Source organism: Salegentibacter chungangensis (assembly GCF_042678405.1).
In the GTDB taxonomy this organism is placed as follows: Bacteria; Bacteroidota; Bacteroidia; order Flavobacteriales; family Flavobacteriaceae; genus Salegentibacter_A; species Salegentibacter_A chungangensis.
Map to the genome: position 1 here is coordinate 2,067,901 of NZ_JBHTLI010000001.1, position 14,928 is coordinate 2,082,828.

General features: G+C 40.9%; 14 protein-coding genes. 1 reads left to right on the forward strand and 13 read right to left on the reverse strand.

The annotated features are described in order from the left end of the window. The first annotated feature begins 6 nt into the window (after nucleotides 1-6). Nucleotides 7-1,194, forward strand: a complete 1,188-nt coding sequence (locus ACFQ3Q_RS09395) for a class I SAM-dependent methyltransferase (RefSeq protein WP_380745120.1) — start codon at nucleotides 7-9, stop codon at nucleotides 1,192-1,194. On the opposite strand, the gene ACFQ3Q_RS09400 is transcribed toward ACFQ3Q_RS09395, so the two are convergent. From ACFQ3Q_RS09400 to ACFQ3Q_RS09460, 13 genes are all read right to left on the reverse strand, one after another. Continuing rightward, nucleotides 1,191-2,483, reverse strand: a complete 1,293-nt coding sequence (locus ACFQ3Q_RS09400) for a phenylacetate--CoA ligase family protein (RefSeq protein ID WP_380745122.1) — start codon at nucleotides 2,481-2,483, stop codon at nucleotides 1,191-1,193. The genes ACFQ3Q_RS09395 and ACFQ3Q_RS09400 overlap by 4 nt on opposite strands. A 1-nt stretch (nucleotide 2,484) precedes the next feature. Further along, nucleotides 2,485-4,152, reverse strand: a complete 1,668-nt coding sequence (locus ACFQ3Q_RS09405; protein ID WP_380745124.1) for a C45 family autoproteolytic acyltransferase/hydolase — start codon at nucleotides 4,150-4,152, stop codon at nucleotides 2,485-2,487. Beyond that, on the reverse strand, nucleotides 4,153-7,152 hold the full coding sequence (locus tag ACFQ3Q_RS09410) for an MMPL family transporter (RefSeq protein ID WP_380745125.1): 3,000 nt from the start codon (nucleotides 7,150-7,152) through the stop codon (nucleotides 4,153-4,155). Continuing rightward, nucleotides 7,153-8,358: a DUF2062 domain-containing protein gene (locus ACFQ3Q_RS09415; protein WP_380745127.1), complete on the reverse strand. Its 1,206-nt coding sequence runs from the start codon at nucleotides 8,356-8,358 to the stop codon at nucleotides 7,153-7,155. It lies immediately after the preceding gene. A gap of 74 nt (nucleotides 8,359-8,432) precedes the next feature. Then, nucleotides 8,433-8,801, reverse strand: coding sequence for a hydroxymyristoyl-ACP dehydratase (locus tag ACFQ3Q_RS09420; protein WP_380745129.1), 369 nt, complete (start codon nucleotides 8,799-8,801; stop codon nucleotides 8,433-8,435). 89 nt (nucleotides 8,802-8,890) lie between these two features. Further along, the gene (locus ACFQ3Q_RS09425) at nucleotides 8,891-9,514 is read right to left on the reverse strand and encodes a LolA family protein (RefSeq protein WP_380745130.1); all 624 of its coding nucleotides are present in this window, start codon (nucleotides 9,512-9,514) and stop codon (nucleotides 8,891-8,893) included. Next, complete coding sequence (locus ACFQ3Q_RS09430; RefSeq protein WP_380745132.1) at nucleotides 9,501-10,277, reverse strand: polysaccharide deacetylase family protein; 777 nt, start codon at nucleotides 10,275-10,277, stop codon at nucleotides 9,501-9,503. The genes ACFQ3Q_RS09425 and ACFQ3Q_RS09430 overlap by 14 nt, the downstream gene beginning before the upstream one ends. Further along, entirely contained in the window at nucleotides 10,267-11,331 is a 1,065-nt protein-coding gene (locus ACFQ3Q_RS09435; RefSeq protein ID WP_380745134.1) for a beta-ketoacyl synthase N-terminal-like domain-containing protein, read from the reverse strand. Before ACFQ3Q_RS09435 ends, ACFQ3Q_RS09430 begins: the two co-directional genes overlap by 11 nt. Next, nucleotides 11,321-12,511: a beta-ketoacyl-[acyl-carrier-protein] synthase family protein gene (locus ACFQ3Q_RS09440; protein WP_380745136.1), complete on the reverse strand. Its 1,191-nt coding sequence runs from the start codon at nucleotides 12,509-12,511 to the stop codon at nucleotides 11,321-11,323. The genes ACFQ3Q_RS09435 and ACFQ3Q_RS09440 overlap by 11 nt, the downstream gene beginning before the upstream one ends. Before the next feature lie 2 nt (nucleotides 12,512-12,513). Next, nucleotides 12,514-12,771 carry a phosphopantetheine-binding protein gene (locus ACFQ3Q_RS09445; protein WP_380745137.1) on the reverse strand — a complete coding sequence of 86 codons (258 nt, stop codon included), beginning with the start codon at nucleotides 12,769-12,771 and terminating at the stop codon, nucleotides 12,514-12,516. Further along, on the reverse strand, nucleotides 12,764-13,369 hold the full coding sequence (locus ACFQ3Q_RS09450) for a hypothetical protein (protein WP_380745139.1): 606 nt from the start codon (nucleotides 13,367-13,369) through the stop codon (nucleotides 12,764-12,766). The genes ACFQ3Q_RS09445 and ACFQ3Q_RS09450 overlap by 8 nt, the downstream gene beginning before the upstream one ends. After that, the gene (locus tag ACFQ3Q_RS09455; protein WP_380745141.1) at nucleotides 13,362-14,510 is read right to left on the reverse strand and encodes a beta-ketoacyl synthase N-terminal-like domain-containing protein; all 1,149 of its coding nucleotides are present in this window, start codon (nucleotides 14,508-14,510) and stop codon (nucleotides 13,362-13,364) included. Before ACFQ3Q_RS09455 ends, ACFQ3Q_RS09450 begins: the two co-directional genes overlap by 8 nt. Then, complete coding sequence (locus ACFQ3Q_RS09460) at nucleotides 14,511-14,927, reverse strand: acyl-CoA thioesterase (RefSeq protein ID WP_380745143.1); 417 nt, start codon at nucleotides 14,925-14,927, stop codon at nucleotides 14,511-14,513. It abuts the gene before it with no gap. Nucleotide 14,928 lies beyond the last annotated feature (1 nt).

Here is a 14,928-nt window from a genome sequence, read left to right on the forward strand (position 1 = left end):
TCTGTTTTGAATAAGGCACTTTTACATCCCGATGTTCAGGAATTTATCCGGAGCAATCGAAAGACAGAGATTACCAGGCTTGTACTATCCGGCAGCCCTTATCCTGATGTTAGCCCTCAGGAACTGGCAGAGCAGATCTCCGGGCTGAATACAGCTGAAAAGAAACTTCCCACCTGGTTCAAGACCGGGAATATCATTTACCCTCCAAAACTTAATCTGGAGCAAACATCCTCTGAAGTCACCGCTGAATATAAGGCCTCACTGGTAAGCGGGACCAAAATGGCCGATCTTACGGGCGGCTTTGGCATAGATTCCTATTTCTTTTCCAAAAAGATGGATCAGATATTCTATTGTGAATTAAACAAAGAGCTTGCAGAGCTTGCTGAACATAACTTTAAGCAGTTAAAAGCAAATAATATAGAGGTGATCAAAGGAAACGGACTGGAATTCCTTAAGAATACTGAGGGGGTTTTTAACTGGATCTACCTGGATCCTGCCAGACGTGATAATCACGGGGGAAAGGTTTTCAGGCTTGCTGACTGCACTCCCGATGTGGCAGGTAATATGGATTTAATATTTGAAAAGGCTGACAAAATCCTGATAAAGACCTCTCCTCTGCTCGACCTGAAAGCAGGAACTGCTGAACTGAAAAATGTAAAGGAAATACACATTGTTTCGGTTAATAATGAGGTAAAGGAATTACTTTGGCTGCTGGAAAAGGCTCACACCGAAGCCGCGGCCTTAAAAACGATAAATTTCAGGAAAAATGAAATTCAATTTTTTGAAGGTTCCGGTGCAGGATCTAATGAAAAAGCACAATACAGCCGTCCGGGAAAATATATATATGAGCCTAATCCGGCCATTATGAAAAGCGGGTTGTTCGAGGAACTCGCTGTTAAAACGGGCACCTTCAAATTGCACCAACATTCACATCTTTACACTTCTGATGATTTAAAAAAATTTCCTGGAAGAAGATTTAAAATAACTGAATTAAAGAATTTTAACCCTAAAGAATTAAAGAAGTACTTTAAAGGTTTAAAGGCGAATATAAGCACACGGAATTTCCCCGAATCTGTAGAAAATCTAAAAAAGAAGTTTAGAATTAAGGATGGTGGTGAGCTGTATGTTTTCTTTACTACCAGTCTAAAAAACGAAAAGATAGTGCTGATTTGTAAAAAGATTAAAGAGGATTAAACAGCATCTTTTCGGTAATCTCTGAAGACCTGTGGTTTCCTGCTTTCTTTTGGGAATTTCAATTCATTTATAACTTCCTTACTTACCTGTACAATAAAAGGGGTTACCTGTAATTCCGATTTAAAGTGGGTTTTCAGACGCTCTACACATTCAGAAGAATGTTCTTTAGGAATCTTAACCGTGATCTCGTCGGTGCCAAAATCGTTTAATCGTGATTCTATTACAAAGTTTTCCACCTCAGGAAAGGAATTCAGGGCTTCAATAATCTGCTGAGGGTAAAGAGAGGTCCCCTTTAGTTTGATCATTTGTTTTTTTCGACCTAAAACCGAACTTAGCCTGAGGCTGTTTCTTCCGCAGGCGCAGTTCCCGGGGTAATAGGTAAGCATATCCCCTGTTGCAAACCTTAAAAGGGGCATTGTCTTTGTCTGTAGTGGTGTTACTACTAATTCCCCTGTTTCTCCGGGATTTACCTGATTACCACTTTCATCGAGGATCTCTGTAAAGATCAGGTCCGGTAAACTGTGATTGCCTTTATGAAAACTACATTCAGTAAACGCCGTTGCCATTTCCGTAGAGGCATAAGTAGAGAATAGCTCTATATCCCAAAGTTCATTGATCCTTTTACCCAGGGCATTTAAGCCAAAATCAAAATTTCTTAAGGGCTCACCTATACAGATCGCTGCTTTTACCGAAGAATTTTTATAATCTATACCATTCGCTTTGGCGTAGGCTATCATTTTCAAAAGAAAGGAAGGCACGGCAATAATATATTGCGGCTTAAACCTTTTGATTGATTCCCATTGCAGTTGCGGAAGGCCGCTTCCGGTACGGACAATTCCCGCTCCCAGTTTTCGCAAGCCCAGGAAATAGGCCATTCCCGCCATAAACCGTCTGTCTAAGGTGGTGGTGATCTGAACCGTATCTGAAGGCTGCACGCCTACGGTTTTAAATGACTGGTATTCATTTTCAGCCAAACGTTCCAGATCCGCTTCATTTAAAGCAAAACTGACCGGTTTCCCCAAGGTTCCTGAGGTGGTAACATAATCTATAACCTCTTCTTTAGGTATTGCAAAGAATTCCTGATTGCGGGTTTGCAGGTCTTCCTTTGAAGTTATTGGTATCTTCCTGAAATCTTCAATACTGTTTACCTTTTCAGGATCGATATTCTTCCCGGAAAGCAATTCGGAATAGAAAGGAGAATGCACAGCGGCATAATGAAGCTGCTCTTTCAGAAGCTCCCATTGCCTTTTCTTAATTATTTCAGGTTCAGAATTATAGAGATCGGTCATATTAATGCATTTTGCGGTAGCTCTTCCTGATCATTTTATCCAGGTACTGTTCATCGGGTAAGGTAGTCACTTCCCTTTTTCGGGCCTGTTTAAAGTTGATCACCGCTTTTTTATATTCTTCCTTATTGTAATAATACCGGCCGGCCATCATATATGCCTTCCAGTAATACGGATTCAGTTTTTTTAAACGCTCGATTTTTTCTTCTGAAACCGGTTCTTCCTTATTCAAATTGGTATTAATCTCCTGACTCAGTTTACGAAATTCCTCATAATCCCTGAATTTGTCAGAATAGATAAAATCGTCTGCAGGAATTACTTCCTCCCGATCAAAAACCGGATTTTGACCTTGACCTCCTTCAAAACCTTTAAAAACAGTATCCAGGTCGTAGGCAACAAAAGCTCCTAACTGATACGGATTCGCCGAAACCCAAACCTTCTTCTCCTCTGGTTTAAAGATTATTCCGTGATGTGCGAGCAATTGATTGATAGCCTTCTCGTTTCCATAACCTATCAGCCTTTCGTCAATTCCCTTCCGGTTCCTGAGAATTTCCGCAGCTTTCTCAGGATTCAGTTGTCCCTTATTATCCAGAAGCTGCTGCATTCTCTTAAAACGGTATGCGGTATGACTCTCTTTTATAGTTCTCTGATTTCTTTTATCTCCGGAATAAGCTTCACTCTGAAAATGGTTACTGCATACCATCCGATTGGAATTTTCAACCTCATACACTCCAAAATTATGAGGTGAAACCTCAATAAGAATTGCTTTTCTCTCAACTGCGCTCCCTACCATTATCGCTTCAGAGACGAATACCTCTCTTTTCCTGGCTATTGCTATGGCTTCTTCGGTATTCCCCGCATACTGCAAAATTTCCCGGGCCACAAGACTGATAGGGGTTTTAGCGATAAGTGGCATCTTAGATTTCCCTGCGTTAATGGTTACGGTTAATCCCTTAGCATTCATTCCGCTTACGGTGCCAATCATTCCGCCCCAGGTGTACATCATAAACTTATGACCTTTTTCAGGATTTACGAATTCAGCAATCTTATCTTCAGCGAATTTATCACCAGCGTAAAAGTCAAAATTCCTACCCAGCAATAATTGTCCGTCCTCTGTTTGTTCGTTCCAGGCTGCGAAAGAGGTACAGCCAACCAGCATCAGGTCCTGGAGAGCGTGGCCAATATCGTGCGCCCCGTGAAAATACAGCATCCTGATATATGCCGGAGCAAAATCATCGTATTTCTCAAGGCCAAACCGGGAAACGCCGTAGATCTCCTGCTTATATTCCTCCGGCACATGCAGATAGAGTTTTCTATTAAACCAGGACACCGTTTTTTTAAGGAAATTACGGTAAGAGTCAGATGGGACCAGCTCCTCTATTTTTCCCATAAAGGCATTTTCCTGTTTATGGATCAGGTCCCGGGTAAGACTTCCGGTGGCTACCCCCCTTTCCAAGGCATTTCCTTCAACATATAATTCCCAGACCCCGTACTTATTCTTGTGAAGACTGTTTGCTCCAAGAATATAATGATCTTGACCTATTTTAGTCCTTGCAGTGTCAATTTCTTCTATCCCGGAAATATCGGGCCTTTGCTGCATAGACCTCTTTATTCCGCAGGAAGTGAACAACAGAATAAAGATCAGAATTATATAATTAAAAGGTCTTTTCATTTAACTCATCCTGGTAAACACCAATATTCTGTTCTGGCGGTAACTAATCTCAAAATTAAGGTCCAGCAGCCATCTGTGAGGAATATCCGGATTAAGAATGATCACTTTTTCGGCTTGTTTTGAAATGATTTCTTTCAGACTTTTCTCAATCTCAGGTCCCGGAACTTCGGGAATTATAAATACGCTGATGTCTGAGGGTATCAAAGAAAATTCATCAGTGAATTTCAGGTGCTGATGTCTGCTTCGGAAACACTGCTTCGCAATAAGGAGCTTTTCCATATTGGCTTCAAAAGCGGTAATGGGCACTTCAGGATGTTTATAGCTCAAGTATACTGGCAGAAGTCCGTAGCCGGCAGAAGTCTGAAGTACCTTATCATTTTTATCTATAAAATTTGAGACTTTCAGAAAACGTTCTTTCTGGCCTGCAAAGTCTTTCCTAACCTCTTCATAAACGCTTTTATAGCGATAGTTGTCCAGAACTATACTCTTATGGTATAGCCTGTCACCAGAAGGTTCGGTCTTTTTTCGAAGTAAGGTATCTGGCTTTTTAATATTGAATGGCCTGTGCCCCTGCTCTGCTCTTTTAATGAATAGGAAATTAAAAATTCTTGTTTGCAGCACGAAGGCGACAAGAAGTGCAGACAAGACTCCAATAACCGACACCACCGAAACCGACCTTAGTGCCGGATGTTTCGCAAAAACCAATGCTCCAATTCCCAGCAGCGTTGTAATAACCGAAATTAAAATGGAGGTCTGGTAAGTTGGCAATACATTTCTACCCGTCTCATATTTCTTTAGTGCCGCATTGGTTATAAAAATACTATAATCCAGCCCCAGTCCAAATATGAAAGTAGATATGATGATATTCAGGATATTGAACTGTATGTTGAATATGGCCATTATACCAAGGGCTATCACCCAGGTTATCCCTATGGGCAGCAGGGTGAGAACGCTAATTTCAATATTCCGGTAAAAAATGAGCAGGATGAGAAAAACCGCTATTATGGAGAAACCGATAAGCCTGTTAAAATCTTCCTTCAGATTACCCAGAAAACTCTGGTTAAGCTGTTTCCGGTCAATGGCCACGATCCCAGCTCTTTCCCTAAAAGCTTCGACAAAGGCTCCCGAGCTTTCCTCGGGAAGGTTTACCGTGGTGGTTACCGTCGCGAAATCGGGGCTTGTAGAAATAAAATCATTCAGGTAGAGATTGGTCGTATTTCGATAATCTTCGAGAAAAATATTATCAAAATCCTTATTAAGCAGCCGGTAGAAATAATTGAAGCTTTCCGGCCTGAAACCATAATCTCCAGACTTCTCTATCAATTTTTGTTTTAGAACTTCTTTCTTTTCAGAAGTCCAGAAATCATCCCATTGCTCAATCTTGTAATTTTGAGTATTGGTAGAAAGCACCACCCCACCAATACTGCTAAAGCTATTAATACTATCTGCTTCTTTTAATTCTCTCAACCTCGTATAAAGGTAGTTGTTATGCTGCAGGGCCGCATCTATGGTATTCCCATAGGCCACAAGGTAAACGGCCTTCCCCTTGTTTCCCGTGATCTCTTTGATCTTTTTCTCGGTCTTTGAAAGATGGCTGGGTTCAAAATTTAGCTGAGAAATGTCACTGTTAAATTCAACCCTTGTAAAGAAGAAGACCCCGGCTATAAACAGCGCCAACACCGCAACTACCAGCGGCCTTAACTTATAGAAACGTATTGAAGCGAAACGGTCCAGAAACGTAGGTTTCAGCTTCTTATCTTCAGAAACATTATACAGCAAAGGAATAAGAACAAGTGCAAAAACTGAAGCCACTACAACACTTACCGCTGCAAAAATCCCAAGGTCTTTTAAAGCTTCACTTTTCACGAACAAAAGACACAAGAATGCAGTAGCCGTAGTAAAACTACTCATTAAAACGGGCAGACTTACTTCTTTGTATAATTGCTCTATATTGCGATTATTACGGTAATGCGTGAGAATGTGCAACGCATAATCCAGGCTTATCCCTAAGAGAACAGCACCAATTCCTACTGAAATAGCAGAAATACTGTCTTTTAAAAAATAAAGAACTGTCACTGCAGTTAAGCCTCCAATTATACTTGGAATGAAGAGGATGAGCGGGACATAGATTTTTCGGTAGAAGAAGATAAGCAGGAGTAACAGAATAGTTACCGCTATGCCAATGGTAACCCTGATGTCATCCTTTATCCGGTTTGCATTCGCCAAAGAATATAACACTCCGCCAAAAAAGTCACCCTCAACATTTTTATAAGATTCATTTAAATGCTCCTGTATCCTTTTAAGCGATCTTACAAAATCTTCATTCCTGTCAGTTTCGGAAGCAGGGTACACAGGACTTATAAAAAGCAGTAAATGCTTCCGGTCTTTGGTCATCACAAAGTCATCGTAAAGCTCAAAATTGTCCCCTACCTGCAACTCCTGAAGTTTTTCAAGACCCAGTGAGTTTATGGAGAGCGGATCCTTGTAGATAAAGTCTTTGGTAAGCATTCCCTGCAGGGAAATCAGACTTTTATAATCATCTTTAAGTCTTTTTTCTATTTCCTCATCCTGGATCCGTCGGGAAATCTCCTCGTAATCCTCATTATTTAAGAATAATGGCAGGTTATCATAAACAAAATTATAAACCTCCATTATGCTTTCGTCACCTACCCGGCCTTCAACCTCTTGTACATAATCAGGGAGCTGTTGCTCTACAGAATCCAAAAACTTTCTGGCATAGGAGCTCAGCCTTTCGGGGTGGACGTCATCAGATTTTGACGAGATGCTAACGATAATCTTGTCGGAAAAATCGGTTTCCTCAAGAATTCTTTTCATCACATTCTGTCGCTCGCCGGAAGGAATAAGCTTGGTGATATCTTCTTCAAGTTTGATCTGAGAAGCGGAAAAACCGGTTAGCGCAATAATTAGCAACAGAATTGAGAACCCAAGGATCTGGTGCTTTTTAAAGAACTTATAAAGGTTTAGGAAAATTCTGTACATCTAAGGTTTGATCACCTGCTTTTGGTTAGATACCGAAAATAAGAAATAAAACACAATCCATATAGAAAAGGAAAGAATACCGGCAAGAGCAAAACTGCCAAGAATATATTGCCAAAGGCCTGTGAACACCCCCGAAGTGCTCTGGAAATCCTGCAATTGTAACTCCCAGTCAAATCCGTTTCCCGAAATTAAAGAGCCTGCCTGGTAGCTCGCATATATGATCACAGGAATTAAAGGCGGAATACTGATGTTGGAAAAAAGGAATGCCACCACTTTATTAAGCCTGAACAATGCCGCAAGGCTAAAAACAAGCAGCGTATGCAAACCCCAAAATGGCGAGATCCCTACAAAAACACCCAGTGCTATGGCCGCAGCTTTTTTATGTGGGGTTTCCTGGCTTTTAATGATATTCTCTTTCCAGAACCTGGCAAAGCCTTTCTTTTTAAAATCTCTGTATTTATCACGCGGATGGATGTAGAGGAAGCTAACAAGCACGAACCACATATACAGGACCACGATTCGCGTAATATCCCAGAATGGCCTGAAATGGGTGACCCTGTTCTCTTCTTCATAAAATACCTTAATAGGAATATTCTTTACCTTCACCTGTCGCCAGGCTGCCTTAACTATGATCTCTATTTCATATTCGAATTTTCGGGTATATAAAGGGATACTGTTAACCACTTTTAGCGGATAAAGCCTGTAGCCACTTTGAGTGTCGTGTAATTGGGTGCCGGTAACAACAAGGAACCAAAAATTTGAGAATTTATTCCCGGTACTGCTTTTTCCCGGAATTCCGTCACGTCCCATATTGCGGTCTCCAACAAGCAGTAATTCCTTATCTTCCGGGGCTTTGCCTTCGAGTTCGCTGAGAAAAACATCAAGATCATCGGGATAATGTTGCCCGTCAGAGTCTATGCTTATCGCATAATCATAGCCTTCCTTTTCTGCTATTTTGAAACCAGTGTTAAGCGCAACTCCTTTCCCGCTGTTCTTCTCCAGATGATGAACCAAAAGCTGAGGAAATGATTTTAATATATCAAGCGTATCATCCGTAGACCCATCGTTAACAACAATCAGGTTGCTTGTATAAAACAACAGGTCCTGCAAAACACTGGCCAGACTACCTGCATTATTATAGGTAGGCACCAGGATACAGCACTTAAGCCTGTCGAAACGAGATTGATAAATAGGTGAATTGCTCAAAACAGAGGTTCTTTAGAATGCAAAAATAGGATTTAAAAACAGATCACAATAGAAAGAAAACAGCCAAATAAAGCTTATTCTGCTTTTCGATATAAAGCGTTGATCTTTAAGGATGTTTTGTCCTTTTGCTTAGCTGTCCCTTTAAGCTTTACAAAACCGTCAAATTCCTCTATCTCAGACTCAAGAGTTAGGTATTCGTCCTGATTTGGGTCTACCACAGCCATAAATTTTACGTTCGTGGCCCTTTCTAATTTAAGTACGGAAGCTGTGTGCCTTTCCAGTTCTTCCCTGAACAAATGCATCAGGATCACTCCGGGAGTTACAGGTCTGCCGGGAAAATGACCTTTATAGACTTTGTGATGTTTATCGATCTTTATTCTGGTAATGTACGTATCTCCCTCTTTTTTGGAATCCTGAACTGAATAAAAATCTTTAAGTAACATTAACCTGGCTTTGATTTGACAGTACTAAAATAGACAGAATTATCGGTTCTAAGCCTTTTTTAACCACTCTTAATATCAGGCTGAGGAATTTAGTTTTGAAATACCGAATCGGGGATTGGCTGATTTACCTTGAGGTTTTTGAACTCGATCTTGGTGAAATCTCCTGATTCATCCTTCAGTTTTACTGATCTCACCATAAGATCTTCATCAAAGACCATCAGAAGCTCCCTGAATATATGAGAGAGGTTTTCGTCCCTGGGAATCATTTTAACCAAAAACTGGTCGTTATGCCGATAATATTCGGTACTGAAATTTTCGTTGTCCTCAAGTAATTTGCCATTAACACTACCCGAGATAAGTTTGGCCAGTTTTTCAATTAATTTATTGGATTTGGCGTCGGTAACACTCTTATGACCCTCATCATTAAGATAAAGTTTGTCGTTCTTAAAAAGGACACGGTAATCGTATGGGGTAACATACTCCCATTTCAAAATATCAGGCGACCGGTAATAGAATTTACCCTTACTCTCGGCTTTTTCCTCTATCATCGCCATATGTTTTGACTGAATAAAGTCTCCAGAAAGGCTCTTAAGCGCAGCAGCTTTTTCCGCTGTTTTTACTTTAAACTCCTTCACTGCCACTTCATTGAGCGGCGTGTGTTGAGAAAACACATTCAGCGAAATAAAGAAAATAAGAAATTTAAGAATACGCATCTATTTCAAATAAATTATCGGGCCTTACCGCCTTATACCGGTTCTTCTGCAAAAAGAGCAACAACTGTTCCAATATCTCCGGCGTATGCAGCATATTATCGTGTAAAAGTATAACATCTCCAGGATTGATTTTCCGGGTAATTCTATTCAAAATTAAATCTTTAGAATTAAAAATTGCATCAAAAGACCTTATATTCCATCCAATGGAATGGTGACCGGTTGCTTCCAGTGCTCTTTTTATTTTCGGATTCACTATCCCGAAAGGTGGCCTGAAGAGTTTCATTTTAACCGAAGCTGTGCGTTCTGCCACCTCGTTGCATTTTAAGATATCGGCTGTAACCGCTTTACTGCTTAAAAAGCCCAACATCCTGGTATGTGAATAGGTATGATTCCCAACAACGTGACCGCGTCTTATGATCTCCCTGAAGATTTCAGGATGTTTTTCAATGTTGCTGCCAATACAAAAAAAACCGGCTTTAACCTCATATTTATCAAGGATCTCAAGGACCTTAAGAGTGTTCTCAACCGGCCCGTCATCAAAACTAAGGGCTATTTTTCTTTCGGAAATCCCTTTTCTGTGGTTAAAGGATCTTACAAAGTAATTGAAACGTACATTGGTGGAAACGAAGAGCAAAAAAAGACTGTAAAACAAAATGACCGAAATAACCACCCATAGAGGAATTGCTCCAAGATAGACCAGAAGAAGTCCGGTGACGAGCAGCACTATGCCTACAAGGTCGTGGATGTATGGTCTAAACGGCACTTAAAAGAATTAATACGTGGTTTTTTCCAAGATACTGATTATATATCAAAATATGCTTCAGTGTATCTGTCTCTGCTTCATTCAGCTTTAATACCTCAGGAATGGTTTGTGATTTTAGCATTTTACAGACAAGGTTTATTGCATAGCCTGAAGCGGTATTGTATTCCCCGCTCAGATGTTTGAATGCGAGCTGGACTTTGTCCTTAAACATCCCTTCCTGCAGGTCTTTATAGTAATGATCGAATTTAGCATCCCCGTTCCTGCCCAGCATTACCGCATCTAGATCACAGGCAGCAAGATTGTTTTCCTTCAAAAATGAAGCTATGCGGCTCTCTGTTTCTTCAGCTGCGAGAGAATTATGGATCTGAATATCATTTATCACTGCATAAGTACTATGCTGTTTCTTTCCTGAAACTGCAAAGAATTGTGCCCCTTCCGAAACTATACTTCCTTCAGAGCCTGCATTAAGCAGATCTAAATTACTTGTTCTCTCCTTTTTAATCTGCCCATCCAGCAACCCAAAACGACTGGTCTTTTCAGCTATTTCCTCCACTCCCCCGATCAGAATACTTCCGGTTCCATCATCTTCCAGGAACTGAAGTTTAGCGTCTAAAAAAGCAGACTCTATGGAACAGGAACTTTGTGTGTAGGTCATATTGTAACCGGTGCATTTTAATGCCAGGGCGATCTGTCCGCCAATTGTATTGTGCGTAGAGTGTATAAAAGAAGTTGGGGTTAAAAGCTCTTCATTTTGATCCAGAAGACGTTCCAGAAAAATTTCTGTATCCTGCTTACAGCCTTCACCAGTTCCTGTAATAATCATCTCGGGCCTTTCAAGACCTGCATCCTCCAGTGCAAGTTGGCCCGCAGCAAGTGACATCTTAACCGCTTTAGACATTCGCCTTAACATTGAAGGTTTTATGAACTGTTTATAATCCACATCTATGGCCGGAATAATATTCTCCCGGTATTCCATAACTGTCCCTGAAAAAGCAGCATTTTCAGGTTGAGCTGAAATATTCCCCATCCCGTGTATGTAGATCTTATTCTTCATTTTTACTGAAAATTAAAGAAGAACAATTTCCTCCAAAACCAAAAGAATTGGAAAGAATGTGATTGAGTTTCTTTTGTTTAAGTTCGGTTACCGGAACAAATCCGGTTTCGGGAATGGGTTTTTTAAAATTGAGATTCGGAAAAACCTGTTCCTTTTCCATACCAAGAAGGCTAAATACTGCCTCCAGCCCTCCTGCTGCTGCCAGGCAATGCCCGGTATAGGCCTTGGTCGAACTAAAATCCGGTAAATTGTCACCGGAAAACATTCTCTCTAAAGCCCGGCTTTCAGACAGATCATTATTAACTGTAGCTGTTCCGTGGGAATTAATATAATCGATTTCTCCAGGAACCAGTCCTGCTTTATTTAATGCTTGCTTCATCGCCAGAAAAGCGCCTTCCCCGGTTTCGGAAGAGGCGGTTTGATGAAATGCATCATTAGTGTTCGCATATCCGGAAACCCGACCCAAGACGCGTTTCCCCTCAATAAGCTCTTCGGCTTCAAGAACAAGATAAGCCGCACCTTCCCCCAGATTAAGTCCGTTGCGATCTTTATCAAAAGGTTTGCAGGTAGCTTCAGAGAGGATCATAAGAGAATTAAAGCCATTAAGCGTAAATTTTGAAAGGCAGTCGGTACCGCCAACCACTACCCTCTTCAACTGGCCGGCTTTTATCATTCTTGCCCCCAGCATGATGGCATTAGCTGCTGAAGAACAGGCGGTACTAATAGTGGTTACAAAACCTTTCAGTTTAAAGTAATTTGCTATCTGCCCGGTTGTGAAACCCGGGTGCTGCGCCTGTATAAATCGATAATGTTTTTCACTCTCTGGAAATTCCTTGAAATAGTGTTCGGTCATATCCATACCGCCTACGCTGGTTCCGGAAATAATTCCTGTGCCATCCAGTTTTTTGATTCCCGAATTATTAATGGCCTCTCCTGCAGCAATTGCTCCCAACAAGGCTGCTCGTGTAAAACTATGACCTTCCTTAAGCCCTAAGAATTGTGCGAGTTCGGCATTGGAGAGTTTTACCTCTCCAACCGGCAAATGGGTATGAATGCTTTTAAGTATTTCGGGCTTACCGATTCCAGGTCTTCCGGAAACAAGGGAACGATAATTTTCTTCCACATTATTCCCAATGCAGGAAATAACCCCCATTCCGGTCACGGCAACCCCTTTATTCATACCTATTTCGTTCGGTTTTTCTCGATAAATTCGGCCATACGATTTATAGAAACAAAAATTTCTTTTCCCTGTTTTGGGTCAGTAAGCTTAATTCCGTAATCTTTTTCAAGCAGAACAATGAGCTCGAGGGCATCTATAGAATCAAGCCCAAGGCCGTCCCCAAACAAAGGCTCATCGTCTTTAATATCACTTACCTGCATTTCTTCCAGGTTAAGTTGTTCAATAATGCTTTTTTTTAATTCGGTATGTAAGTCAGTCATTCTCGAGTAGGTAAAGTTTCCTTAGATTCCTTTCAGAAAAATGGTGTTGTCCCTTTTCTGAAATTCGACACAAAAATACATCATATTCCTCATTGTGCAAGTCTATCCAGCCACAAAGAACTTCAGGAGTTTTGGTGTTCTCCAATAAAGAAATGCCATACAACTGTATTAATGAAGCATCGAACTTTTCAGAAATAAAAAATACGTTTTCGCTCTGCAGCTTATACCTGATGCTGATCTCCCCTAAAACAATATTTGGCAGGGTATAAACAAAAAGTGAAGGAGAAGGAAAACTTTCCATAGACTTTCTGTAATTCACATCGGTATCCAGGCTGGAAGCTTTGTTTGAGAGAACCATTGCCGTATCAGGAGAGAGTGTATCTTTCCCTATCAGAACTTCAGAGCCCAAAATACCCAGTTTACATAACCTGTCCATTTTATGGAATTTCGGAAACCCGATCTGCAAGTCTTTATAGGCCTGTTTCAAAAACCCGTCTACTCCCGTTTCCTCAGGAGATTCCAGAACAGCCTCATTATTCCGCAAGATCCGGTTTGATCTTATATGTACCCAGTCTGATATAAAGAATTCCTTAGCCATTATTCTCTTTTTTAAGGATTAGGGCGAGATTGCTACCTCCAAAACCCGATGCAGTTTTTAAAGCATATTCCAGGTTCTGATTTCTGTAATTCTGAATAATATTCAAAGGTTTAGAAACACCAGATGCTGTGAAATTCAACGACTGGTATAATTCTCCATTCAATAGCGAATGTTTACAGACAATACTTTCTATAAGCGCTGATGCACCAAGTGTATGCCCGTAATATCCTTTAAGACTGTTAACAGGAGTCTTCTCCAATCCACAACGATTAAAGGCCACAGCCTCCATTTCGTCATTATAGGGAGTAGCCGTGCCGTGGGCAGACAGGTAATCTATTTGTCCGGGTTTTACACCAGAATACCTGAATGCATTCTGAATACTTTTAAACAAGCCTTCCCCGGTTCTTGAAGGTCCCGAAATATGATTCGCATCATTGGCAGATGCCTCTGCAACCAGGGCTACATTAGCTTTATTTTCCGCTGCTTTTTCACTGAGCAATACTCCCGCTGCAGCTTCCCCAAGACTGATACCGTTTCGGTCTTTCGAAAAAGGCTTGCAGGCTCCTTCACTCAGGGCCTGAAACGAATTAAAACCGGAGAGGACAAATTCTGAAACCAGGTCACCGGCCACAACAACGGCGTTTTGAAATTTACCGGCATTCATAAGCCTTTTAGCAACTGACAGAGCCAAGCCTCCGGAGATACAGGCATTAGATACTATTACCGGCTCCAATTTAAAACCGAAAAATTCCTTGATTTGTTTCCCTAGCTCACTTAAAAGAACCCGTTTTTTATCAAATCCTGATTCATAACCCAAGAGATCGATATTCCCTTTGGTACTCGAAATTATAAGCCCTGTTTGGTCTAAATCAAGAGCTTCTTTCTCCGAAAGTATTCCGGCTACGGCCAGGATCATCATTTTTTCCAGCTTTGTATAGGAATCAGGATCTCCTATCTCCCTGAAATTTTCATTCAGAAGCTTATCTTCTATGATCCCTGCGGTGTATTCCGAAGGGGTTTGCTGCGGTTCTTTATGTAGTTTTAAACCTGAAATTCCCTGACGCAGGGAAAGTAAATTTTCCCTTGTATTGAAACCTATAGGTGAAATTATGGCATCCCGAAGCAGATAGACGTTCTTCATTTAAAGCAAATCCATTTTCTTTTTCCAATCTATAAAAAACGGAGGATTATTCAGCACTAATTCGCCCTTTTCATCTGTAAAAACCTGTACAGTCTCTCCCGTACAGATCAGTTTTTCTTCACTGAAGATCCTATAGCTAAAGATGATCTTTGCAGCGGCAGAATTAATGAAGTTGGTTTCAACCACAAATTCATCTCCGTACATTAAAGGGAGTTTATGTTCACACTGAGATTTTACAACCGGCGTAGCATATCCTTTTTCTTTTACATCCAGGTAAGAGATTCCGTGTTTTCTGGCGAAATCTTCCCGGCCTTCCTCAAAATATTTCAAATAATTACCGTGCCAGACAATTTGCAAGGGATCGCATTCGTGAAACCTAACCCTGAGTTTTATCCGGCTTTGGAGTTCTTTAGGCATA

What these genes read in the sequence shown, in the direction of transcription:
- ACFQ3Q_RS09400 (WP_380745122.1), bottom strand. Translation starts at nt 2,483, where the DNA reads ATGACCGATCTCTATAATTCTGAACCTGAAATAATTAAGAAAAGGCAA.
- ACFQ3Q_RS09405 (WP_380745124.1), bottom strand. Translation starts at nt 4,152, where the DNA reads ATGAAAAGACCTTTTAATTATATAATTCTGATCTTTATTCTGTTGTTC.
- ACFQ3Q_RS09410 (WP_380745125.1), bottom strand. Translation starts at nt 7,152, where the DNA reads ATGTACAGAATTTTCCTAAACCTTTATAAGTTCTTTAAAAAGCACCAG.
- ACFQ3Q_RS09420 (WP_380745129.1), bottom strand. Translation starts at nt 8,801, where the DNA reads ATGTTACTTAAAGATTTTTATTCAGTTCAGGATTCCAAAAAAGAGGGA.
- ACFQ3Q_RS09425 (WP_380745130.1), bottom strand. Translation starts at nt 9,514, where the DNA reads ATGCGTATTCTTAAATTTCTTATTTTCTTTATTTCGCTGAATGTGTTT.
- ACFQ3Q_RS09435 (WP_380745134.1), bottom strand. Translation starts at nt 11,331, where the DNA reads ATGAAGAATAAGATCTACATACACGGGATGGGGAATATTTCAGCTCAA.
- ACFQ3Q_RS09440 (WP_380745136.1), bottom strand. Translation starts at nt 12,511, where the DNA reads ATGAATAAAGGGGTTGCCGTGACCGGAATGGGGGTTATTTCCTGCATT.
- ACFQ3Q_RS09445 (WP_380745137.1), bottom strand. Translation starts at nt 12,771, where the DNA reads ATGACTGACTTACATACCGAATTAAAAAAAAGCATTATTGAACAACTT.
- ACFQ3Q_RS09450 (WP_380745139.1), bottom strand. Translation starts at nt 13,369, where the DNA reads ATGGCTAAGGAATTCTTTATATCAGACTGGGTACATATAAGATCAAAC.
- ACFQ3Q_RS09455 (WP_380745141.1), bottom strand. Translation starts at nt 14,510, where the DNA reads ATGAAGAACGTCTATCTGCTTCGGGATGCCATAATTTCACCTATAGGT.
- ACFQ3Q_RS09460 (WP_380745143.1), bottom strand. Translation starts at nt 14,927, where the DNA reads ATGCCTAAAGAACTCCAAAGCCGGATAAAACTCAGGGTTAGGTTTCAC.